Genomic DNA, 22,242 nt, shown 5'->3' on the forward strand with positions numbered 1-22,242 from the left:
TCAGGCCCTCAGCCCCTTCGAGGTCGTGTATTTCGTGATGATGGTGAACAGGCCGTCGACGATGAGGGCCAGAACGATGACGCCGAGTGTGCCGGTGAGGGCGAAGTTCAGTGCGTTCTTCGAGCCGAGCGAGCTGAGGCCCTGAAAGATCATCTGGCCAAGGCCCGGGCCGCCGACGTACGCGCCGATGGCAGCGATGCCGATCGTGAGTTGTGCAGCCACGCGCACGCCGGTGACGATGACGGGCCACGCCATGGGCAGCTGGATGCGCAGCAGCACGGTGGGCGGGCTCATACCCATTCCCTTGGCCGACTCCATAATGGCGGGCGACACTTCGCGAAGACCCACAACGGTGTTGCGGATGATCGGAAGCAGCGAGTAGAGAGTCAAGCCGATCAGCGTGGGCGTCCAGCCCAGGCCGAACAGCGGAATCATGGCGGCGAGCAGCGCCAGCGAGGGAATCGTGAGAACGACAGCGGCGCTGGTGACGGCGAGCGAACGGCCGACTGGCCTGTTCCACACCAGGAGGCCCACTCCTACGCCCACAATGGTGGCCAGGAGAAGGGCGATGGCGACGACGAGCAGATGTTCGCCGATCAGACTGAGTATGTCGTCGTGGCGTTTGGCCCAGAAGGCCAGGAGGCCCGAGAGATCGAATCCGGTCACAGAACGTTCGTCTCCTTTGCTCTTCGTTGAGTAGTGCTTCAGCCCGAGGCTCGGGGTGAAGTGCGACAAAAGTGACCATATGGGCTGAGTGTCCTTTTGCGCAACTACTGTTGTGTATATGGCAACTACCCGTTAGTGTTGCGGCATGGATTCGCCTACAGCACCACGCCGAAACTCCGCTGGTCTCCGCCGTGACCTCGAGTTGCTCGAGACCCTGGGCTCGCCCGAGTCGGAGGCCAACGGGGGCCTCGGCGTGGTTCGTATCGCGGAGATCGTGGGCCGAGACAAAGGCCAGGTGTCACGCACTCTCGCGACTCTGGCCGATGCGGGCCTCGTTGCTCGCGACCAATCGACCCTGAACTACCGGCTCGGCTATCAGCTCTACGCGCTCGCGGCCCGCACGCTCGAATCCCGACTCGTGCGTGAGGCGCTGCCATTCCTTCGCCGAGTTGTCACCGCGACCCATGAAACTGCGCATTTGTGCGTGCTGCGAGGCGACAACGTACTCACACTCAGCAGCCAGCTGAGCGAGTATGCCTTTAGAGGCATAGGTTGGGAGGGGGTCAGTGTCGCCGCGTGGATGACATCGTCTGGCCGCGTACTCATCAGCGATCGAAGCGAGGCTGACGTCAGGGACTGGTATGACCGGCACGGCCACGATCGTCCTGTCACCGGGCCCGTTGCTCCCGTGTCGCTCGCCGCCGATCGCTCGGCCACCGCGTCTGTTCCGCTCTCCGATGAGGGCATCCCCTCGCCCAGCACCGAGACCGGCACTCCCCTCATTACCGACTTCGACAGCTTCATCAGCGAAATCACGCGCATTCGCGAGCGCGGGTACGCCACTGTCGATGAGGAATTCGAGATGGGTGTCGTCGGAGTCTCTGCGCCGGTCTTCGACTTTCGCGGCAACATCGTTGCTGCCATCAACGTCAGCGCGCCGAAAGCTCGGCTGGGGCGACACCTCGATGCGGTGGGAGAGCTCGTCGCCAGTATCGCTGCAGATCTCTCACTGCAACTCGGCGCAGGCTCGGCTCAGACGAGCACGTTCGGCGCCGGCGAGTGAACCTGGCCGGCGATCTTCGCGAAAGCGACCTCCATTGAACCAGTCACTGGCGCCGGCGCCGGCAGCAACTACGTGCTGATCATTCTGATGGGCAAGCATCGGGTGCGCACATTGAATCGCCGGCCCTCGTTCAAACCTCCGCCGTATTTGCCGCCGTCTGAGCGAGGCCGACGATTCGGCGTAGCCGTAGCTGCGGCGGAAAACACGCGCGCTGGTAACAGACCAGAGGCCGGACTCCCGCAGGATTCCGGCCTTCTTGTGTCGGGCTGACAGGATTTGAACCTGCGACCCCTTGACCCCCAGTCAAGTGCGCTACCAAGCTGCGCCACAGCCCGTGACAACCTGTTTATATTAGCCCAGATTCGGCAGCGCCGCGAACCACGGGCGCCGCTCGCGCGCGTCGCGGGGTACCGAGGCGGGGTGCAAAAGCAGCTCAGCCCACGTAGACCTCGGTGATGGTGGGCGCACCCGCGGGAACCGACAGCACAACGATGGCGTCACCGGCCTCGATCTCCCCCGCGGTCACCACGCGCAGGTAGGCACCGAGCCGGCGCGCGTCGGAGAAGCGTTTGACCCAGCCCCGGGCATCCGGGCCGCCCACCCAGCGGGCAAAGGTGGCGCAGGGCGAACGCGGCGAAGTCACTTCGACCACGACGCGCTCACCGATCTGCCAGCGCTCCCCCACGCGTGCTCCCGAAATGTCAACACCGCTGACGCGCAGGTTCTCGCCGAACCAGCCAGCAGCGAGGGGGCGGTTCAACTCGCGCTGCCAGTAGTCGGCGTCTTCTTGGGCGTAGACGTACAGGGCCTTGGCTTCGCCGCCGTGGTGATTACGACTGGCCTGAACATCGGCGTGCAGGCCGAGCTTTCGCACGCGAACCGGGCCCTCAACGGGGCGTTTGTCGATGGCCGTGGTTCCGACCGATCCGGCGTCGGCGATCAGCTGGTGCACGACACACGCTGCGAGAAGTTCTGCCATGAAAAAAGCCTAGCCCCCTGAGACGCCGAGGCTCGAATTCAGAATCCCACGGCCATCCGGATGCCCAGCCCCACCATCACCACAGCAATCAGCCCATCGAGCACACGCCACGCACCGGGCCGCGCGAAGACGGGTCGCAGCAGCCGGGCGCCGAAGCCGAGGGCAGAGAACCACAGGAAACTGGCCGCGATGGCTCCCCCCGCCCACCACCACCGCTCGGCATCGCCCTGCTGGTTCGCGACCGAGCCGAGAAAGATCACGGTGTCGAGGTAGACGTGCGGGTTGAGCCAGGTCAGCGCCATCGCCGTGGTGGCCGCAATTCGGGGAGAGAGCGCGGGCACTGCAGCGGAAGCGAGCAGAACGCCCGGGCGCAGAGCCCGCCGGGCCGCGAACAGCCCGTAGACAATGAGAAAGCCGGAGCCAAGAACGCGGATGATCACCAGCGCTACGGGTACCGACGCGATCACCGCTCCGATGCCCAGCACTCCGGCGACGATCAGCACCGCGTCAGAGAGCGCGCAGACCAACACGACGGGCCCGATGAGCCGCGCGCGACCCTCGATGCCCAGCCGAAGCACGAAGGCGTTCTGGGCGCCGATCGCGACGATGAGCGCGAGCCCGGTGCTCAACCCGAGAAGTGCCGGCACGAGGGTCAGGGAGAACGTCACAGAGTCACCATATGGCGCGGCGAGAATAAACGACAGCTAATGTTTCAACGTGTACATAAGCTGTACTAATGATGCCCTTTCAGGTTGAACACTTGAGTACTCTCATCGCCCTGGTCGACGAGGGCACGTTCGAGGCTGCATCGACCCGCCTGCACATCACGGCGTCGGCCGTTTCGCAGCGAGTGAAGGCCATGGAGCAGTCCGCCGGCCAGGTGCTGGTGCAACGAACGACACCGGTCGTGACGACCGCGGCGGGCGAGGTGGTGCTTCGATACGCGCGCCAGGTGCAGCTGCTGGGCGCCGACACGGCCGAATCGCTCGGCAGGGCATCCGGTTCGGGCTCGTCGAACGTCGACCCGGGCGCGAAACCCGAGCACGTCTCGATCGCCATCGCGGTGAACGCCGACAGCCTCGCCACCTGGTTTCTGCCCGCCCTCGCCGCGCTCCCCCAGCCGACGGGAACCGTCTTCGATCTCAAGCGCGACGATCAAGAGCACACAACCCAGCTGCTGCGTTCGGGCGAGGTGATGGCGGCCGTCACGTCGACCGCAGAAGCGGTGCAGGGATGCTCGACCGAGCCTCTCGGCACCATGCGCTACCTCGCGGTCGCCAGCCCCGGCTTCGTGGCAGAGTGGCTCAACGCTGACCCGCGCCTGCTCTCGTCGTCGCCGATGGTGAACTTCGACCGCAAAGACGACCTGCAGCACCGCTTTCTGCGCACGCTGACGGGTAGCACCGCCCGGCCACCCTGCCACTACGTACCCACGTCGGCTGACTTCGCCCGCGCCATTGTGCTCGGGCTCGGCTGGGGCCTGCTGCCCGAGCTGCAGTGCGGCGCCGAGCTGGCTGACGGGTCACTCGTCGAGCTTGCCCCCGGGCATCCGGTCGACGTGAACCTCTTCTGGCAGCGCTGGAACCTCAGTTCAGCCCACCTGAACCGCGTCACCGAGGTCGTGCGGGAGGGCGCACAGAAGGCCCTGCGTGCGGCCTGATTTCTGCCGCTCACAGGGCCTTCTGACTCACGGTGTAGCAAGCGCGCTCTGAACGCGCCCGTCAACCGAGCCAGACCTAGCGCTTGCGCTTCTCGCGCACCCGCATGTTGACGTTGACCGGCGACCCTTCGAAGCCCCAGATCTCGCGAAGGCGACGCGCGATGTAACGGCGGTAGCCCGGGTCGAGAAAGCCGGTGGTGAACAGCACGAATGTCGGCGGGCGGCTCGAGGCCTGCGTACCGAACAGAATGCGCGGCTGCTTGCCACCACGAACGGGGTGGGGATGCTCGGCCGTGAGTTCGGCGAGAAACGCGTTGAACTTGCCGGTGGGCACCCGGGTGTCCCATGACGCAAGCGCCAGCTCGAGGGCCGGAACCAGCTTCTCCATGTGACGCCCGGTCTTCGCTGAGATGTTGACGCGCGGCGCCCACGACACGTGCGCGAGGTCTTGCTCGATCTCGCGCTCGAGGTAGCGACGGCGTTCGTCGTCGAGCAGATCCCACTTGTTGAAGGCCAACACCAGCGCACGGCCCGATTCGAGCACGAGGTCGATGATGCGAACGTCTTGCTCGCTCACCGGCTGCGACACATCGATCATGACCACAGCGACTTCGGCCTTCTCGAGCGCGGCCGAGGTGCGAAGCGACGCATAGAAGTCGGCACCCTGCTGCAGGTGCACACGGCGCCGGATGCCCGCGGTGTCGACGAAGCGCCAGATCTTGCCGCCGATCTCGACCTGCTCATCGACCGGGTCGCGAGTGGTTCCGGCGAGTTCGTTGACAACGACGCGCTCTTCGCCCGCAGCGCGGTTCAGCAGCGACGACTTGCCGGTGTTCGGGCGCCCCAGGATGGCAACGCGGCGGGGGCCGCCGACCTCCTGCTTGGCGACGGCCGAGATCTCGGGCAGCACCTTCATGATCTGGTCGAGCATGTCGGCGACGCCGCGGCCGTGCAGGGCCGAGACGGGGTACGGGTTGCCGAGGCCGAGCGACCACAGCGAGGCCGCGTTCGGCTCCTGACGCACATCGTCGATCTTGTTGGCGGCCACGAACACCGGTCGCTTGGTTTTGCGGAGCATCCGCACGACGTGCTCGTCGGTGGCGGTGGGGCCCACGTTGGCGTCGACGACGAAGAGAACGGCATCAGCGAGCTCGATGGCGATCTCGGCCTGCGCGGCGACGGAGGCGTCGATGCCGCGGGCATCGGGCTCCCAGCCGCCGGTGTCGACGATGGTGAAGTGGCGGCCGGCCCATTCTGCCTTGTAGTTCACTCGGTCGCGGGTGACACCGGGGGTGTCTTCGACAACGGCCTCACGACGGCCGATGATGCGGTTGACGAGCGCCGACTTGCCCACGTTCGGGCGGCCCACGATGGCCAGCACCGGCAGGGCCGGCAGGTACGTGATGGCGTCGGGGTCGTCGGTGGCGGCCTCGAGAATCGCGAGGTCGTCTTCGCCGAGGTCGTAGTCGGCGAGCCCGGTGCGGAGCGCTTCGGCGCGACGGGCCGAGAGGTCTTCGTCGAGGTCGGAGAGACGCTCGACGAGCTGGCCCGACACCGCCGGGTACTCTTCGTACTCGCCGTCGGTGTCGCGGTCGGCGCTGTGAATGTTAACCATGGGTGGCCCTCAATACTGCAAGTCTGACAACTCTGACCACCGCTGAAACGGTCTGGTCGAAGTCGAGTTCGGTTGAATCGACGGTGGTTACACCGTCTGCGGCATTCATGAAGTCGACGACCCGGGAGTCAGCGCGGTCTCGTGATCGCAGCTGTTCGCCGACGACGGCGGCCGACTGATCGACGAGTTCTAGTGAACGCCTGCCCATTCTAGCCTCTTCTGACGCTGTCAGCAGGATTCGTGCGGTAGCATCCGGCGCAACGACCGTCGTAATGTCGCGACCCTCCACCACGATGCCCGGTTTGTCGATGCCCAGAATGATCGAACGAAAGAGGTTGCTGAGGTGCGCGCGCACTTCGGGAACCCGCGCGACGAGTCGAACCTCGCTCGTCACCCAGGGCTCACGAATGGCCTCCGTGATCTCATCCGAGTCGACTTTCACGAAGTAATTGTCGGGGTCGGTGCCGATCGAGAACCCGAAGTCGGCGAGCGAAGCGATCACCACCTCGGGGTTGGCGGCGTCGAGCCCGCGGTCGAGCAGCATCCACGCCAGAGCGCGGTAGGCGGCTCCGGTGTCGAGGTACCCGAAACCGAGTTCGCGTGCTGACTGCTTGCTGACGCTCGATTTGCCGCTGCCGGCGGGGCCATCGACGGCCACAACGGTGACCCCGGTCATCCGGCGATCCGCCAGCCGCGCGCCGAAAGCCACTCGATGAGGTGCGCAAGACGTTCGGGCACCACGGCAATGCTCGCGAAACCGATCTGCGCGCCGGGCGAATGTTCGAGTCGCAGGTCTTCGAGGTTCACGTCTGCTTCTCCGATTTCGCCGAGCAGCCGTGCGAGCTCGCCGGGCGTGTCGTCGACCATCACCACGAGCTGAGCGTAGCGGCGGTCGAGGCCGTGCTTGCCCGGGATGCGTGCCACACCCGCGTTGCCACCGGCGAGTTCTTCGGCCAGGCGCCGGCTGGCACCCACAGCTTCGGGCGCCTCTAGCGTCTCGATGAGGCGCGTGAGATCGTCTCGGTACAGGTTCAGGATGCCCGCGACGGCCGCCGCGTTCGCCCCCAGTATCTGCACCCACAGTTCGGGGTCGCTCGCGGCGATGCGGGTCACGTCGCGAATGCCCTGCCCGGCCAGATTCACCGCGGCGTGCGGAGCATCGATCAGGCGCCGCGCCATCAGCGACGACACCACCTGCGGCACGTGCGACATGAGCGCCACGCTGCGGTCGTGCTCTTCGGGCGTCATCTCAACCAGGGTCGCCCCGAGGTCGAGAATGAGGTCGTCGATGGCGCTGCCGCGTTGGTACGAGATGCCGTCGTGGGCGGCCACCACCCACGGCCGGCCGAGAAAGAGGTCGGCGCGGCCAGACAGCGGCCCGCCGCGTTCGGCGCCCGCCATGGGGTGGGTGCCCACGTAGCGCGACACGTCGGCTCCGGATGCCCGCAGTTCCCTGAGCGGCGCCAACTTGACGCTCGCCACATCGGTCACCGTCGCGTGCGGATACGCTTCGAGCTCGGCCGCCACCACACGCGCGGTGACGTCGGGCGGAACACACACCACGATCAGCTGCGGTTCGTCCCCGGCCGCGGCCTGGCGCCCGGCGCCGTAGTCGATCGCGATACGAAGGTGAGTCGGCGACGCGTCGGCGAGGATCACGTCGACCCCGCGTTCGCGGAGCCCCAACCCGATGCTCGTGCCGAGCAGCCCTACCCCGACCACGCGAACCGAGCCGGTGAGCCGGCTCTCAACCACGGGCGTCGCCGGTCGAATTGCCACCGGCTGAGCGGGCGTCGCCCGTGTCGGGCGCCTTCGCCGCGCGCGACAGGGTCAGCAGGGCTCCGAGCTCGTCGCGGGTGAGGTCGCGCACGTCGCCCGCCTTCAGCGAACCGAGGTGCAGCGGGCCGAACTGCCGCCGAACGAGCTCGATGACGGGGTGACCGACTTCTTCGAGCATCCGGCGCACGATGCGGTTGCGACCGGAGTGCAGCGTCACCTCGACGAGGCTGCTGCGGTCAGAGCTGTCGAGCAGTCGCGCTTTGTCAGCGACGATGGGGCCGTCGTCGAGTTCGATGCCCTTGGTGAGCTTCGAGATGGTCTGCGGCGAGACCCGGTCTTCGACTTGCGCGATGTAGGTCTTCATGACGCCGAACGAGGGGTGCGCGAGCACGTGCGCGAGCTCGCCGTCGTTCGTGAGAATGAGAAGACCCGAGGTCTCGGCGTCGAGCCGGCCAACGTTGAACAGGCGCTCTTCGTAGAGCGAGGTGTAGCGCGAAAGGTCAGGGCGGCCGTGCTGGTCGGCGAGCGAGCTGACGATGCCCACCGGCTTGTTGAGCATCACGTAGCGCTTCGTGGTGTCGAGCTGAACCGCGGTGTTGTCGACCGCGACCTTGTCGGTCTCGGGGTCGATGCGGCGGCCGAGCTCTCGCACGATCTCGCCGTTCACGCGCACGCGGCCGGCGGTGATGAGCTCTTCGCTCACGCGCCGCGAAGCGACACCCGCCGCGGCGAGTACCTTCTGCAGGCGCACACCCTCGGGGAGCGTGCCTCCGCCGGCACCATCGGCGCTGTCGAAATCAGTGGAACTGGTCATCAAAACCCTCCGCACCATCGGCTAGGAGTGGTGAGATCTTAGGCAGCTCGTCGAGGCTGTTCAGCCCCAGCTGCGTGAGCAACAAATCGGTCGTTCCATAGTAAATCGCGCCGGTTTCACCGTCGGTCGAGACCTCGGTGATGAGGCTGCGGCCGAGCAGAGTGCGCACCACAGAGTCGACGTTGACCGCGCGAATCGAAGCGATGGCGCTGCGCGTGATGGGCTGCTTGTAGGCGATCACCGAGAGCGTCTCGAGGGCAGCCTGAGACAGCTTCGAGGGGTTCTCGGTGAGCACGAAGTCGCGCACTACCGCGTCGTAGGTGCTGCGTACGTAGAGGCGCCAACCACCCGCCACCTCGCGTAGCTCGAAGCCGCGGCGGGTGGTGCCGTCGGCGCCGTCGTAGTCGTCGACGAGCCGCTCGATGCTCTGCCGTACGGCGGCCACGGGGCTGCCGAGGGTGGTGGCCAGGGCGACGAGGCTCTGCGGAGCGTCGGCGACCATGAAGATCGCTTCGAGCGCCCGTTCGAGGTCGAGTTGTGGGGCATCCGGTGCCGTCAGCTCGATGAGCTCGGGTGTGAACTCGGCTTGGGCGGCCAGCTCGGGCGCGAATTCGGCCTGGGAGGTCAGCTCAGTTGTCATAGTCGGCCCCCAGGTTCGAGAGGTTCTCTTCAGACCACGTGTCGGCGGTCCAGCGAATGGTGAGGTCGCCGAGCGGCTCGATCTGCTCGAACGAGATGGCGGCGTGGCGGTACAGCTCGAGCACCGCGAGAAAACGCGCCACCACGATGCCCTTCTCAAGAATGCCGGCGATCAACTCGCGAAAACTCAGGGGCTCACCCGACCGCAGCGCGCTCACCACGTGCGCGGCCTGCTCCCGGATGCTCACCAGCGGTGCGTGCAGGTGCTCGAGCCCCACCATCGGCACTTCGCGCGGGGTCAGTGCAAGCATCGCCAGTGCGGCGAAGTCGTCGGGGCTGAGGGTCCACACCAGCTCGGGAGTCTGCTGCCGAAACTTCTCTTCGAGCCGCACGGCACGGGCGTGCCGGCCGTTCTCGGCGTCGAAGTGCGTGGCGAACCAAGCCGAAACCTGTTTGAACGCCCGATACTGCAGAAGCCGGGCGAACAGCAGGTCGCGCGCCTCGAGAAGGGCCACATCTTCGGCATCGACCAGTTCACCCTGCGGCAGCAACCCGACAATCTTCAGGTCGAGCAGCGTCGCCGCCACCACCAGGAACTCGGATGCCCGTTCGAGCTCTTCTTCAGAGTCGAGGTTTCTGAGGTAGCTGAGAAACTCATCGGTCACCGCGCTCAGCGCGATGTCGGTGATGTCGACCTCGTGTTTCGAGATGAGCGAGAGCAGCAGGTCGAACGGGCCCTCGAAGTTCGACAGACTCAGCGAGAAACCGGGCGCCGCAGAAACCGTCTCGCCGTCAGCACTGCCCGTCGCGAGCGCCGCCCGCGAACTGCTCTGAACGGCCGTCTTAGGCGACCGCGCCACGAAAAACCAGTTCTCGCGCCAGCTGGCGGTACGCATTCGCCGCCGCGTGATCAGGTGCGAACTGCGTGATGGGCGTGCCAGACACGCTCGCGTCAGGAAACTTGATGGTGCGGCCGATGACCGTCTCGAGCACATCGGTACCGAACTGCTCGACCACGCGCTGCATGACCTCGCGCGAGTGCAGCGTGCGCGGGTCGTACATGGTGGCCAGAATGCCATCGAGCTTGATGGCCGGGTTGAGACGGTCGCGAACCTTGTCGATGGTCTCGACCAGCAGCGCCACACCGCGAAGGGCGAAGAACTCGCACTCGAGAGGAATCAGCACCCCATGGCTCGCGGTCAGTGCGTTCACAGTGAGCAGGCCGAGCGACGGCTGGCAGTCGATGAGGATCACGTCGTACTCGTCGCTCACCTTGCGGAGCACCCGCGCCAGAATCGTCTCGCGGGCGACCTCGTTGATGAGGTGCACCTCGGCGGCCGACAGGTCGATGTTCGCCGGAATGATGTCGAAGTTCGGCACGCTCGTCGACCTGATGGCGTCGTGCGGGTCTTTCGCCGTGCCGAGCAGCAGGTCGTAGATCGTGACGCCGTCATGCGTGGTCACACCGAGCCCGGCCGACAGGGCACCCTGCGGATCGAAGTCGATGGCGAGCACCCGGCGGCCGTCTTCGGCGAGCGTTGCGCCGAGGTTCACGGTCGTGGTCGTCTTGCCCACGCCGCCCTTCTGGTTGCAGAGCGAGATGATGCGCGCAGGCCCGTGGCTCTTCAGCGGTGCGGGTGCCGGAAACTGTCTCTTCGGTCGGCCCGTCGGCCCCATCTCAGGCGCTTCAAGACCCGGCAGTTCAGCAGCAAGGTCATTCTTCTTTGCCGTCACAGGCGCTGCTCCTCACTCACCCCGACCTCTCCCAGGGCGGGTGCCTCAACTCTACCGGCTGCAGGCGCTTCGCCCGGGAACCCTGCAGGCGTGGTCTGCCTCCGAGCGCGCGGATGAGCGGTCTGGTACATGTCGCGCAGCGTGTCGGCGGTGACCTGCGTGTAGATCTGCGTGGTGGTCACCGACGCGTGCCCGAGCAGGTCTTGCACCACCCGAACGTCGGCACCGCCCGTGATGAGGTGCGTTGCGAACGAGTGCCGAAAAGTGTGCGGTGAGATGTGCGCCTCGAGTCCCGCCCGTTTCGCCGCGCTCTGGATGATCAGCCAGGCCCCCTGCCTGCTCAACCGGTCGCCCCGCAGCCCGAGGAACAGCGCCGGGGTCGCCCTGCCGCGCACCGAGTAGAGCGGCCGCACCCGCACGAGGTACGCGTCGAGCGCTGCCCGGGCGAAGCTGCCCACCGGAACCACCCTCTGCTTGCTGCCCTTGCCCACCACCCGCACGAAGTCGGAGTCGGCCGGCACATCGTCGACATTGAGCGCCACCGCCTCCGAGACCCGCGCGCCGGTGGCGTAGAGCAGCTCGAGCAGCGCCCGATCACGAAGCGACTGGGGGTCGTCTCCCCCGGTCGCCTCGAGAAGCGTCGTCATCTGCGCGATGGTGATGGCCTTAGGCAGGCGGCTGCCGAGCTTCGGCGGTTTCACCTGGCGCGCCACGTTGCTCGGCACGGTGCCCTCTTCGGCCAGAAACTTGTGCAGCCCCCGCACCGACGAGACGATGCGCGCCACCGACGAGGGCGCGAGCGGCGCTGTGGGTGCTGTCGGCGCCGCGACGGTGTCTGACGCACCGACAGGGTCACGGGCATCCGGAACCCCCGGCACAGCCCGCGCCCCCGGCACCTCTACCGTGCGCAGCTGCCTCGTGAACGCGCCGATCTGGTCTTCGCCCACCGCCGCGAAGTCGTCGACCCCCGCCGCCGCCAGCCACGCCTCATACCGCCCGAGGTCGCGCCGGTACGCGGCAAGCGTGTTCACCGAGAGCCCCCGCTCGATCGTCAGGTGCCTGAGGTACCCGTCGATGAGCGTGTGCATGCTGCCAAGTTAGTCGTTCTCGGGGTGCAGACGAGCGTACTCGGGCCACGGCGCGTCACTCGGCGCCAGCGTCGACCAGCCGCGGGCGCGAGAAGCCTGCGCGGCGAGCGACGCGATGACAAGCGACGGGTTCTGAAGCTCGCGGGCGAGCACGCCGTCGACGATGTCGTCGAGCGCCACCCAGCGCAGCTCCATGTCGGCCTCTTCGTCTTCGCGGTCGAAAGCCGTCGTGGTGGCCGTGAGCCCGCGGGCGACGTAGATGCGGATGATCTCATTGTTGCCGCCCGGAGTAGTGGCGTAGTCGGTGAGCACGCTCCACTCGGCCGCTTCGAGGTCGACCTCTTCGGCCAGTTCGCGCTGCGCCGCGACGAGGTAGTCTTCGCCGTCGCCGTCGAGCAGCCCCGCCGGAATCTCCCACTCGCGCTTGCGAATGGGGTGGCGGTACTGCTTGATCAGCAGAACGTTGTCGTCGTCATCGATGGCGAGAACAGCCACGGCGCCGGTGTGGGCGACGAACTCGCGCACCACCTCGGCACCGTTGTAGGTGAAGGTCTCGCGTCGGACATCCCAGATCTTGCCGTCGAACACCACGTTGCTCTGGGTGATGGTGGGCTCGATCTCGTCGTCGACGAGCGGGGCAGAGGAACCCGCTTCAGTTGTCACGCTCAGGCGTCCGTCGGGAACAGGCGGCTGGCTTCCTGGCGCTCGAGGGCGGCAGAGATCAGTCCATCGAACAACGGGTGGGCACGGTTCGGGCGCGACCTGAGTTCGGGGTGCGCCTGCGTTCCGACGTAGTACGGGTGCACGTCACGAGGCAGTTCGACGAATTCGACGAGGTGATCATCCGGAGACGTGCCAGAGAACCAGAGGCCTGCCTCGGCGATCTTGCCGCGGTAGTTGTTGTTCACCTCGTAGCGGTGGCGGTGACGCTCTTCGACGGCGGGTGCCCCGTAGAGGCTCTCGACCAGCGAACCGGAGGCGAGCTTGGCTTCGTAGAGGCCGAGGCGCATGGTGCCACCCAGGTCGCCGCCGGCGATGATGTCGACCTGCTCGGCCATCGTCGCGATCACCGGGAAGGGCGTCTCGGGGTTGAACTCGCTCGAGGAGGCCTCGGTGAGCCCCACCACGTTGCGGGCGTACTCGATGACCATGCACTGCAGGCCGAGGCAGAGGCCGAGTGTGGGAATCGCGTTCTCGCGAGCGAACAGCAGTGCGCCGAGCTTTCCCTCGATACCGCGAACCCCGAAACCGCCGGGAACACAGATGCCGTCGACATCGGCCAGCTCTTTGGCGGCCTTCTCGGGGGTCTCGCAGTCGTCAGAGGCGATCCACTTCAGGTTGACCTTGGTGCGGTGGGCGAACCCGCCGGCCTTCAGCGCCTCGGTGACCGAGAGGTACGCGTCGGGCAGGTCGATGTACTTGCCGACCAGACCAATGGTGACCTCGTGCTTCGGCTCATGGACCGCTTCGAGAAGCGGGGCCCAGCCCGACCAGTCGACGTCGCTCACCTCGAGCCCGAAGTGATCGATGATGTAGGCGTCGAGGCCCTGGTTGTGCAACATGGTGGGGATGTCATAGATCGACGGAACGTCGATGGCGTTCACCACGGCGTCTTCGTCGACGTCGCACATCAGCGCGATCTTGCGCTTGTTCGGGTCGGAGACGGGCCGGTCGCTTCGCAGCACCAGGGCGTCGGGTTGAATACCGATCGACCGCAGGGCAGCTACCGAGTGCTGCGTGGGTTTGGTCTTCTGCTCACCCGAGGCATTCATGTACGGCACCAGCGACACGTGCACGAAGAACACGTTGCGGCGGCCGAGCTCGTGGCGAACCTGGCGGGCCGATTCGAGAAAAGGCTGCGACTCGATGTCGCCTACCGTGCCGCCGATCTCCGTGATGATCACGTCGGGCGCGTTCTCGCCCTGGGCCTGCAGACGCATACGGCGCTTGATCTCGTCGGTGATGTGCGGGATGACCTGCACGGTGTCGCCAAGATACTCGCCGCGACGCTCTTTCGCGATCACGGTCGAGTAGATCTGGCCGGTCGTCACGTTCGCGGCCTGGTTCAGATTGATGTCGAGAAAACGCTCGTAGTGACCGATGTCGAGGTCGGTCTCGGCGCCATCGTCGGTAACGAAGACCTCACCGTGCTGAAACGGGTTCATGGTGCCCGGGTCGACGTTCAGGTACGGGTCGAGCTTCTGCATCACGACGTGCAGACCGCGCGCGGTGAGCAGATTGCCGAGGCTTGCGGCGGTGAGACCCTTGCCGAGGCTCGAGACGACACCGCCTGTGACGAAGATGTGCTTCGTCGTCGAGTTGTTCTTCGGAGCCGAACCGTTCTTCGGAGCCGAAATCTCGGTCGAATCGTTCGCTGTCAACAGGGGGCCGTTTTGATCATCATCCACGGAGTTCCACACTAACAGCATGCACGGCTGCCCCTACCTCTGCGACGCGGCGAATGCGTCACGCTTGATGTTGACGAGCAGGTATGCAATCGGTGCCGCAGCGAGCACGGTGATGGCCGCGGCGATGAAGACAGTCGAGTAGCCATCGACAAAACTGGGCAGCGGGTTCTTGCTCTGGTTGACCGACAGATATGCGGCCGCCGCAGCAGTGTAGAGCGCCGTGAACACCGCCGTGCCAATCGAGCCGCCGATCTGCTGCGTGGCCGTCACGGCGGCGCTGGCAACGCCCGAGTCGCGTTCTTCAATGCCCGAGAGCGCCACGTTCTGCAGCGGCACGAACACCAGCGCGAGCCCTACACCGAGCAGAATCTGGCCGGGCAGAACCTCGGTGAGGTAGTTGCCCTGAACGGTGATGTGGCTGAGCCAGAACAACCCACCCGCGGCCACGACGGGGCCAGCGGTCATCAGGATGCGCGGCCCGACCCGCGTGAGAACACGCGAGATCAGCGTGGCCGTCACAATGATCGACGCCGTCATGGGCAGTGAGGCGATACCCGAGTGCAGCGGTGAGAACTTGAGCACGATCTGAAAGTAGAGCGTCAGGTAGAGCAGGCCGCCGAGCAGCGCCGCGCCCACCAGGATCGACGTGAGGTACGCCCCGCCGCGCACCCGGTTCGCCACTACGCGAAGCGGCAGCAGGGGGTTCGCCACGCGAGACTCGACAACGACGAACGCGACGAGCAGCGCCACGCCCAGCACGAGAAACCCGATGGTGTCGAGGTTTCCCCAGCCGTTGCTGGCCCGCGAGAACCCGTAGACCACCGATGCCAGGCCGAGCGTCACGAGAAGCGCACCAGGGATGTCGTAGCGCGTGTCGCCCTCGGCCTTGCTTTCTTTGAGAATCGGAATGGCGAACGCCACCGCCACAATGGCGATCGGAACGTTCACCAGCAGGCACCAGTGCCAGCTGAGGTAGTCGGTGAGTACGCCGCCGAGCACGAGCCCGATGGCCGCTCCCCCACCCGCGATGGTGCCGTACACGGCAAACGCCTTGCCGCGGCTCGGCCCCGACGGAAAGGTCACCGACAAGAGCGCGAGGGCTGCCGGCGCGAGAAGCGCAGCGAACACACCCTGCGCGCCGCGGGCGACGAGCAACATCTCGCTGCTGCTCGCGAGCCCACCGATACCCGATGCGAGCGCAAACCCCGCCATGCCGACGATGAACGAACGTTTGCGGCCCCAGTAGTCGGCCACGCGACCACCGAGCAGCAGCAGTGCGCCAAATGCCAGCGCGTACAGCGTGATCACCCAACTGCGGTCGGCGTCGCTCATGCCGAGGTCGATCTGGGCATCGGGCAGAGCAATGTTCACGATGGTTCCGTCGAGCACCACCGTGAGTTGAGCGAGCGCCACGATGCCGAGCACGACCCAGCGTCGACGAGGGTGCTCGGGCTGTTCGGCGGCTGTGGATGCCCCCGCACGCCGTGCCGCACCAGCGGTGCTGCTCGTGGCTGGGGCCGCGGCGGGCGCCTCGGGAACTGAGTTGTCGGGCACGAAATCTCCTGGCTTGAGGTCATTGCGCATCTGGAATCGCGACGACACTGGCGGAGGCGATGCTCTCTCACGGTAGGGGCAAACGTCGAGCATTGCGAGTTCGCTTTTTTGCTGGACTTCTGACCACACAAGCTGCCACGCCCAAGCCGATGGCCCGCTCACCGCGCTCGTCTGAACGCTGCGTGCTACCTACACGCTGCGGCTCGCCGCCAACTCGATCAGCTCGCGCGCGTGGGCCAGGCCGCTCTCGGAGTCGGGCAGCCCCGACAGCAGACGCGCCATCTCCGCCACCCGGTCTTCGCCGGTGAGCTGGCGAACACTGCTCTCGGTCACCGCACCGTCACTGTCTTTGATCACCGACAGGTGGTTCGTGGCGAAGGCGGCCACCTGCGCGAGGTGGGTGACCACGATCACCTGCGAACCCTCGGCCAGCCGAGCGAGCCGTCGGCCGATCTCGATGGCCGAAGCTCCGCCGACCCCCGCGTCGACCTCGTCGAACACGAAGGTGGGCACGGGGTCGGTCGCGGCGAGCACCACTTCGATGGCCAGCATGATGCGTGAGAGCTCGCCGCCCGAAGCACCCCGGCCGAGCGGGCGCGGCTCGGTACCGGCATGCGAAGCCAGCAGAAAATGTACGGTGTCACGGCCGGAGGCGGTGAGCTCGTCGCCGGACAGAACCTCGACGATCAGCTGCGAGCCACTCATGGCGAGGGCTGTCAGCTCGTCGGAGACCAGCCCGGAGAGACGGCCGGCCGCCTCGAGGCGGGCTGTGCTCAGGTCTGTGGCCAGGGCATCCACTATGGCAGCGCGTTCGGCCACCTGGTCGGTGAGCTCGTCGATGCGGTCGGAGTCGTTCTCGAGTTCGATCAGGCGAGGGCCGGCCGACGCGACATACTCAATCACATCGTCGAGCGAGGGGCCGTATTTGCGGGCGAGCACCGAGAGTTCGGCCCGCCGCTCCTGCACGTCGTCGAGCTCGGCCCCACCGTCGGTGTCGAGTTCGGCGAGGTAGCTCGACAGCTGGGTCGAGATCTCGGCCACGAGAAACGACGCGCTGGCCAGCGACTCGACGATCGGCTCGAGGGCCGAGTCGTGTGCGCTCACCCGCTCGAGCTGGCGAAGGGCCGAGTCGATGAGGCTCACGGTGTCGGGTCGGCCGTCGAGGTCGTCGCTTGACACGGCCTCCCGCGCGGCCGCAGCAGCCACTCGGAGGTCTTCGAGGTTGGTGAGGCGCGCCGCACGTTCGGCGAGGGTGACGTCTTCGCCCGGCTGGGGCAGAACGGCATCGATCTCGGTGACGGCAACGCGGAGCGCGTCTGCCTCGCGAATTCGCTCTTCCCGCTGCGATACAAGCGTTTCAAGCTCGACCTGCAGCCGCTGCCAGCCCGCGTAGGTCTCTTCGTAGACGCCGAGGGCAGCGTGGAAGGTGGGGCCCGCGAACCGGTCGAGCGCGAGTCGTTGCTGGGTGGATGATCGCAGGCGCAGCTGGTCGGACTGCCCGTGCACCACAACCAACCGTTCGCCGAGCTCCCCGAGCACGCCCACAGGGGCACTCCGGCCGCCCACAATCGCCCGGCTGCGACCCTCGCCCGACACCGACCGAGACAGGATGAGTTCGCCCATCGACTCTGGCGAAGCACCCAAGTCGTCGATCTCGCCGCCGGCGTCACGCACACGCTCGGCGACGGGGCCGTCGACGGGAACCCGCCACCGCCCCTCCACCCAGGTCTGCGTGCTGCCGATGCGCACCTGCCCGGCCACCGCACGTTCGCCCATCAGCAGGCCGAGCGCCTGAACCACCATGGTCTTGCCCGCGCCGGTCTCACCGGTCACGGCCGTGAAACCCGCACCGAGCGGCAGAACGGCCTCGGCGATCACCCCGAGGTCTCGAATGGTGATCTCGTCGATCACCCCGCGGTTCGTGGGGGCGGCGCCGACGGCTGCCGACTGTGCCTGTGCCTGGGCCTGGGCCTTGCTCATCGATCGCCGCCGGCCTCGTCGCGGGTCACCGGGCCGCGCCAACCCTCGACGGGCAGCGAGAACTTCTGCACCAACCGGTCGGAGAACGGGCCGTGCGTCAGCCGCGCCAGGCGAACCGGAACGCTCGACCGCCGCGACTCCACCCGCGCGCCCTGGGGCAGGTCGAACCCGCGCCGACCGTCACACCACAGCACCCCGGCGCCCGGAGTGCGCTCGAGCAGTTCGACGGCCAGCACCGAGTCGGGCCCGATCACGAGCGCACGAGAGAACAGCGCGTGCGGGCTCAGCGGAACGAACAACAGCGCATCCAGGCTCGGCCACACAATGGGCCCACCCGCACTGAATGAGTACGCCGTCGAGCCCGTCGGCGTCGCCATGACCACTCCATCGCAGCCGAACGTCGACAGCGGTCGGCCGTCGACCTCGATCACGACCTCGATCATGCGCTCCCGGCTGGCCTTCTCGACCGTCGCCTCGTTCAGAGCCCAGCCTTCATAGAGAATCTCGGTGTCACCCGTGTCATGGTTGGTGCCGGTGACAACGATGTCGATTGTCATGCGCTCTTCGACCGTGTAGTCGCCGCTCAGCACGCGCTCAACCGAGGCACCGAGCTCTTCACGCTCACTCTCTGCCAGGAAGCCCACGTGCCCGAGGTTCACGCCCAGCAGCGGAACGGAACACCCCCGCACCACCTCGGCCGCGCGCAGAATCGTTCCGTCGCCGCCCAGCACAATGACGAGTTCGAGCTCGCCCAGCTCGACGTCTTCGCCGAGCACCGCGATCACCGAAGGGTCGCTCAGGTGGTCGGCGATATCGGCCAAGTCGCTCGGCGAGAGCACCGGGGTCACGCCCGACGCGGCGAGCTGGTCGCACACTCGCATGGCTGCCTCAACCGAGTCGCCCCGCCCCGTGTGCAGCACAACAAGAATGAATCGGGTCGACGTCACGGGGTGTGTGCTCCTGCCACTGAAAGAACGCGGTCTAACCATTCTGTCGGATTGCTGCCGACCGAAGCACTGAGCCAAACCAGATACTCATGATTTCCGTGGTTGCCCACGATTGGGGAGGAGATGAGCCCCGCCGTCGACAACCCGAGATCGAACGCGGCCCACAAGACCGTCGAAATCGCATCGGCCCTCAGCCCAGCGTTCTTCACTACGCCTTCGCGGATGCCCGTTCTGCCCACCTCGAACTGCGGCTTCACCAGCAGCACGAAATCTGCGCCGGGTGCTGCCACCGCCACGAGCGCGGGCAGCACCGTTGTCAGCGAGATGAACGACAGGTCGGCCACCACGAGCTGGGGGGCCGCGCTCTCGTTCGACGCCGCCGCGAGCGACTCGGGCGTGGCGTGCCTGATGTTGTAGCCCTCGACGACGCTGACCCGGGCATCCTGTGCCACCACCGGCGACATCTGCCCGTGCCCCACGTCGACCGCGAGCACCCGCGCGGCTCCCCGCTCGAGCAGCACCTGGCTGAACCCGCCGGTCGAGGCGCCCGCATCGAGCGCGACGCGGCCCTTCACCACGACACCCGCGAAGGCATCGAGAGCCGCAACGAGCTTGCCGGCACCACGACTCACATAGTGGTCCTCGCCCTCGACCCGCAGCGACTGACCCTCGCGCACCTTCGCTGAGGGCTTCACCACCACGACCTCATCGACCCGCACAAAACCGTCGACGATGAGCTGCGCCGCGTGGTTTCGTGACCGGGCGAGACCGCTCGCAGCCAGCGCCTGGTCGAGCCGAGCAGATTCGGGCTCAGGCACGGTTGGTCGAAACGTCTCCGCCTTCGAGCCGCACCCGCAACTCGTCGTACACCTGCACGTACGCCCCCGCCCGAGTATCGAGCGGCTGGTCTTCGATGACCCGCAGACGCGTGACCAGGCCACCGTCGCGCGGGTAGTCGGTCGGGGCAGCAGAGCCCTCGCCCGTTGGTTCGTTCGGCTCGAAAGTCACCTGTCTAGGGTACCGCGGCCCGTCAGCTGTAGAGCTGAGGAGCCACGGTGAGGCCGTAGATGGGGCGACCGGATGCCCAGATCAACCCGCACGCTGCCCGCAACCTGTTCACGCTCGACTCCCCCGGCTTCACCAACTCAACATCGTTGCCGCGAATGCGTACGACTGCGGCGCCGACCGTAGCCGTGGCCCCGTCTTTCGAGAGTTCGAGCGCCGGATACGGCTCGAACAACCCACGGAGGTCGTCGAGAATGAAGGTGGGGCGCGAGTCTTTGTCGGCCGCGATGAGCTGCTTCGGCCCGTCGATGCCGGTCAGCACATGAATGGAACGCATGCCCGCCTTGTTCGCCCCCACGATGTCAGTGTCGAGCCTGTCGCCGATGAAGATGGGCTGCTTCGCACCGAATCGCGCAACGGCCGCATCGAAGATCGCCCGCTCAGGTTTTCCGCCCACGACAGGCAGCGTGCCCACAGCCGTGTGCACCGCAGAGACCAGAGTGCCATTGCCGGGGGCGATGCCACCCTCCACCGGAATGGTCCAGTCGGTGTTCGTCGCCACCCATGGAATACCGGTATGCAACGCAAAGCTCGCCTCGGCCAGATGCTTCCACCCCACATCGGGCGAGAAGCCCTGAATCACTGCCGCCGGCTGATCAGAGGCCTCACGCACCACGGTGAAGCCGGCCTTCTCAACCTCACTGGTGAGCCCCTCGCCACCCACGACCAGAATCTTCGAGTTCGGAGCCACGAGATCGACCAGAAGTCGAACTGCCGCCTGCGGGCTCGTGACCACGTCGTGGGGGGACACGCTGAGCCCGAAGCTCGAGAGGTGGTCGGCCACCTGCACGTCGGTGCGAGAAGCGTTGTTCGTGATGTACGCCACAGCGTGGCCTTCGCCTGCCGCCCGGTTCAGGGCATCGACAGCGTGGTCGATGGCGCCCTTGCCCTTGTAGACGACTCCATCGAGATCGGCCAGAACGACATCGACCCCATCGAGCGGAGTGGGCGCTGTCACCCTATTTCTCTTCGTCGTGAACAGGTACGTCAACCGTTTCTTCGGGGTTCTCGTCGTCGGCTTCTGCCGTCACGACAAAGGCATCGTCGTCTTCGAAAACGTCTTCTTCAAAGACCTCGACCAGGTCATCGTCGTCGACGGCCACAGCCGCATCGAGGGCCTGCTCGGCACGCTCCGCATGAGCCCGCCAAGTGGCCGCCTCGTCGTCGCGGTGCAGATCGTCGAGAACTTCGGCGTACGCCCAGAACAGCTCAGGGCTGTAGGTGTAGGCGCGCGTCGGGTCGAGTTGGGGAATGCTGAGCTCAGCCAGAGCCGCCTCCGGCTGCTCGAGGTCGAGCCTGGCCCCCGACATCGCGATGGCTACTGCCACCTGCGTCGCCGGCGACAGCGTGTCGCGCGCAACCGAACGGCCGAGCTCCAGGGCACGGTCGGGTCGGCCGAGGCCACGCTCGCTGTCGACCATGAGTGCCAGTTGCTCGTTCGACCCAGAGATGCGGCGATAGGTGCGCAGCTCCCGGATGGCCAGGGCATAGTCGCCCGTGGCGTAGGCAGTGATCGCGAGGGTCTCCCGCACCATCGCGATACGACCTGCGCGCCGCGAGGCCGACGTCGCGTGTTTGTGGGCGAGCTCTGGATCGCTCTCGATCAACCGCGCAACCATCACCAGGTGCTTCGCAACGCCGTCGGCGTTCTCTTTCGAGAGCGTCTTCAGTTCGTTGAAGGCCCCACGATCGAGTTCTTTCACCGACACGTCTTCGGGAACATCAGGGTCGTCGTGGTGAGACCTGACCGCACGCAGCTCGCGCGCCATCAACTCTTCGGGGGTCAGCCCCTCATCGCGGTAACCGCCGCGCTGGCTGTGAGTATCGCGAGAACCGGGGGCGGCGCTGCGCGCGGGTTTGCCGTCGCTCGTCCAGAGGCGACGTTCGCCGTCTTTGGCGGGCCTGCCACCCTTGTTGTTCGCACCCTGATAGCCCTGGCCCGAAGCGGACTGCGGAGGCCTTGCACTACGGGGCCGGTCTGAGCCACCCCGTGGCCCGTCTGCACGCGCACCGTCTTCGCGGCGCCCTGGGCGTTTCTCCCTGTCTGGTGAATCGCTCATGACACTCCTTCTGCTGTTGTACGCGCGCTGTGTAGATGTGGGTTCGAGTCTAGATGAAAGAAACGAGGCGTTAAAGACCAGAAGCCCATCTCGTGTGAGGTGGGCTTCTGGTCTTGTTTCTTAAGGTGGGTCCGGCGGTGTCCTACTCTCCCACAAGGTCTCCCTTGCAGTACCATCGGCGCTGCGAGTCT

General features: G+C 66.4%; 22 protein-coding genes and 1 tRNA gene. 2 read left to right on the plus strand and 21 right to left on the minus strand.

All coding sequences use genetic code 11. The features are described 5' to 3' along the window. Complete coding sequence (locus tag QN358_RS05295) at nucleotides 1-666, minus strand: ABC transporter permease (protein ID WP_136642379.1); 666 nt, start codon at nucleotides 664-666, stop codon at nucleotides 1-3. 145 nt (nucleotides 667-811) lie between these two features. Between QN358_RS05295 and QN358_RS05300 the strand changes: the two genes are divergently transcribed. Then, nucleotides 812-1,729: an IclR family transcriptional regulator gene (locus tag QN358_RS05300; protein WP_136642378.1), complete on the plus strand. Its 918-nt coding sequence runs from the start codon at nucleotides 812-814 to the stop codon at nucleotides 1,727-1,729. A gap of 261 nt (nucleotides 1,730-1,990) precedes the next feature. Here the strand turns inward: QN358_RS05300 and QN358_RS05305 are convergent. The 3 genes from QN358_RS05305 to QN358_RS05315 all read right to left on the minus strand — a co-directional run bounded on the left by QN358_RS05305 (nucleotide 1,991) and on the right by QN358_RS05315 (nucleotide 3,376). Further along, nucleotides 1,991-2,064 (minus strand) — tRNA-Pro (locus tag QN358_RS05305). A gap of 98 nt (nucleotides 2,065-2,162) precedes the next feature. Then, nucleotides 2,163-2,708, minus strand: coding sequence for an MOSC domain-containing protein (locus QN358_RS05310; RefSeq protein ID WP_136642377.1), 546 nt, complete (start codon nucleotides 2,706-2,708; stop codon nucleotides 2,163-2,165). Between the two features lie 38 nt (nucleotides 2,709-2,746). Next, nucleotides 2,747-3,376: a LysE/ArgO family amino acid transporter gene (locus tag QN358_RS05315; RefSeq protein WP_136642376.1), complete on the minus strand. Its 630-nt coding sequence runs from the start codon at nucleotides 3,374-3,376 to the stop codon at nucleotides 2,747-2,749. Nucleotides 3,377-3,447: 71 nt separating this feature from the next. Here QN358_RS05315 and QN358_RS05320 point away from each other — a divergent pair, with 71 nt between their 5' ends. Then, the gene (locus QN358_RS05320; protein WP_323511807.1) at nucleotides 3,448-4,368 is read left to right on the plus strand and encodes a LysR family transcriptional regulator ArgP; all 921 of its coding nucleotides are present in this window, start codon (nucleotides 3,448-3,450) and stop codon (nucleotides 4,366-4,368) included. 76 nt (nucleotides 4,369-4,444) lie between these two features. Here the strand turns inward: QN358_RS05320 and der are convergent, their stop codons facing one another. The 17 genes from der to QN358_RS05405 form a co-directional block, all read right to left on the minus strand. Beyond that, nucleotides 4,445-5,983 (minus strand): ribosome biogenesis GTPase Der, encoded by a 1,539-nt coding sequence (gene der / locus QN358_RS05325; protein WP_136642375.1) that lies wholly within the window; start codon nucleotides 5,981-5,983, stop codon nucleotides 4,445-4,447. Further along, a complete protein-coding gene (gene cmk / locus QN358_RS05330) occupies nucleotides 5,976-6,659 on the minus strand; it encodes a (d)CMP kinase (protein WP_323511798.1) in 684 nt (227 codons plus the stop codon). The genes der and cmk overlap by 8 nt, the downstream gene beginning before the upstream one ends. Beyond that, nucleotides 6,656-7,756 (minus strand): prephenate dehydrogenase, encoded by a 1,101-nt coding sequence (locus tag QN358_RS05335; protein WP_323511808.1) that lies wholly within the window; start codon nucleotides 7,754-7,756, stop codon nucleotides 6,656-6,658. Before QN358_RS05335 ends, cmk begins: the two co-directional genes overlap by 4 nt. After that, nucleotides 7,731-8,576: a pseudouridine synthase gene (locus QN358_RS05340; RefSeq protein ID WP_136642373.1), complete on the minus strand. Its 846-nt coding sequence runs from the start codon at nucleotides 8,574-8,576 to the stop codon at nucleotides 7,731-7,733. Before QN358_RS05340 ends, QN358_RS05335 begins: the two co-directional genes overlap by 26 nt. Beyond that, nucleotides 8,560-9,216 (minus strand): SMC-Scp complex subunit ScpB, encoded by a 657-nt coding sequence (gene scpB / locus QN358_RS05345; RefSeq protein WP_323511799.1) that lies wholly within the window; start codon nucleotides 9,214-9,216, stop codon nucleotides 8,560-8,562. The genes QN358_RS05340 and scpB overlap by 17 nt, the downstream gene beginning before the upstream one ends. Beyond that, nucleotides 9,206-10,075, minus strand: a complete 870-nt coding sequence (locus tag QN358_RS05350) for a segregation and condensation protein A (protein ID WP_416351956.1) — start codon at nucleotides 10,073-10,075, stop codon at nucleotides 9,206-9,208. The genes scpB and QN358_RS05350 overlap by 11 nt, the downstream gene beginning before the upstream one ends. Further along, nucleotides 10,059-10,892 carry a ParA family protein gene (locus QN358_RS05355; protein ID WP_136642418.1) on the minus strand — a complete coding sequence of 278 codons (834 nt, stop codon included), beginning with the start codon at nucleotides 10,890-10,892 and terminating at the stop codon, nucleotides 10,059-10,061. The genes QN358_RS05350 and QN358_RS05355 overlap by 17 nt, the downstream gene beginning before the upstream one ends. Nucleotides 10,893-10,945: 53 nt before the next feature. Beyond that, nucleotides 10,946-12,037, minus strand: a complete 1,092-nt coding sequence (locus QN358_RS05360) for a site-specific tyrosine recombinase XerD (protein WP_136642370.1) — start codon at nucleotides 12,035-12,037, stop codon at nucleotides 10,946-10,948. Nucleotides 12,038-12,046: 9 nt separating this feature from the next. Then, on the minus strand, nucleotides 12,047-12,700 hold the full coding sequence (locus QN358_RS05365; RefSeq protein WP_323511800.1) for an NUDIX hydrolase: 654 nt from the start codon (nucleotides 12,698-12,700) through the stop codon (nucleotides 12,047-12,049). 2 nt (nucleotides 12,701-12,702) lie between these two features. Next, a complete protein-coding gene (locus QN358_RS05370) occupies nucleotides 12,703-14,466 on the minus strand; it encodes a CTP synthase (protein WP_136642368.1) in 1,764 nt (587 codons plus the stop codon). Nucleotides 14,467-14,478: 12 nt separating this feature from the next. Continuing rightward, nucleotides 14,479-15,999 carry an MFS transporter gene (locus QN358_RS05375; RefSeq protein WP_237280389.1) on the minus strand — a complete coding sequence of 507 codons (1,521 nt, stop codon included), beginning with the start codon at nucleotides 15,997-15,999 and terminating at the stop codon, nucleotides 14,479-14,481. A gap of 189 nt (nucleotides 16,000-16,188) precedes the next feature. Further along, on the minus strand, nucleotides 16,189-17,910 hold the full coding sequence (gene recN / locus QN358_RS05380) for a DNA repair protein RecN (protein ID WP_323511810.1): 1,722 nt from the start codon (nucleotides 17,908-17,910) through the stop codon (nucleotides 16,189-16,191). Nucleotides 17,911-17,975: 65 nt separating this feature from the next. Then, a complete protein-coding gene (locus QN358_RS05385) occupies nucleotides 17,976-18,968 on the minus strand; it encodes an NAD kinase (RefSeq protein WP_416351957.1) in 993 nt (330 codons plus the stop codon). Continuing rightward, nucleotides 18,923-19,744 carry a TlyA family RNA methyltransferase gene (locus QN358_RS05390; protein WP_323511802.1) on the minus strand — a complete coding sequence of 274 codons (822 nt, stop codon included), beginning with the start codon at nucleotides 19,742-19,744 and terminating at the stop codon, nucleotides 18,923-18,925. Before QN358_RS05390 ends, QN358_RS05385 begins: the two co-directional genes overlap by 46 nt. Further along, nucleotides 19,737-19,934, minus strand: a complete 198-nt coding sequence (locus QN358_RS05395; RefSeq protein ID WP_136642365.1) for a hypothetical protein — start codon at nucleotides 19,932-19,934, stop codon at nucleotides 19,737-19,739. Before QN358_RS05395 ends, QN358_RS05390 begins: the two co-directional genes overlap by 8 nt. A 22-nt stretch (nucleotides 19,935-19,956) precedes the next feature. After that, complete coding sequence (locus tag QN358_RS05400; RefSeq protein WP_136642364.1) at nucleotides 19,957-20,949, minus strand: HAD-IIA family hydrolase; 993 nt, start codon at nucleotides 20,947-20,949, stop codon at nucleotides 19,957-19,959. A gap of 1 nt (nucleotide 20,950) precedes the next feature. Beyond that, nucleotides 20,951-22,051 carry a hypothetical protein gene (locus tag QN358_RS05405; RefSeq protein WP_323511803.1) on the minus strand — a complete coding sequence of 367 codons (1,101 nt, stop codon included), beginning with the start codon at nucleotides 22,049-22,051 and terminating at the stop codon, nucleotides 20,951-20,953. Nucleotides 22,052-22,242 lie beyond the last annotated feature (191 nt).

Origin of the sequence: Subtercola sp. RTI3 (assembly GCF_035018625.1) — a bacterium.
GTDB lineage: Bacteria > Actinomycetota > Actinomycetes > Actinomycetales > Microbacteriaceae > Subtercola > Subtercola vilae.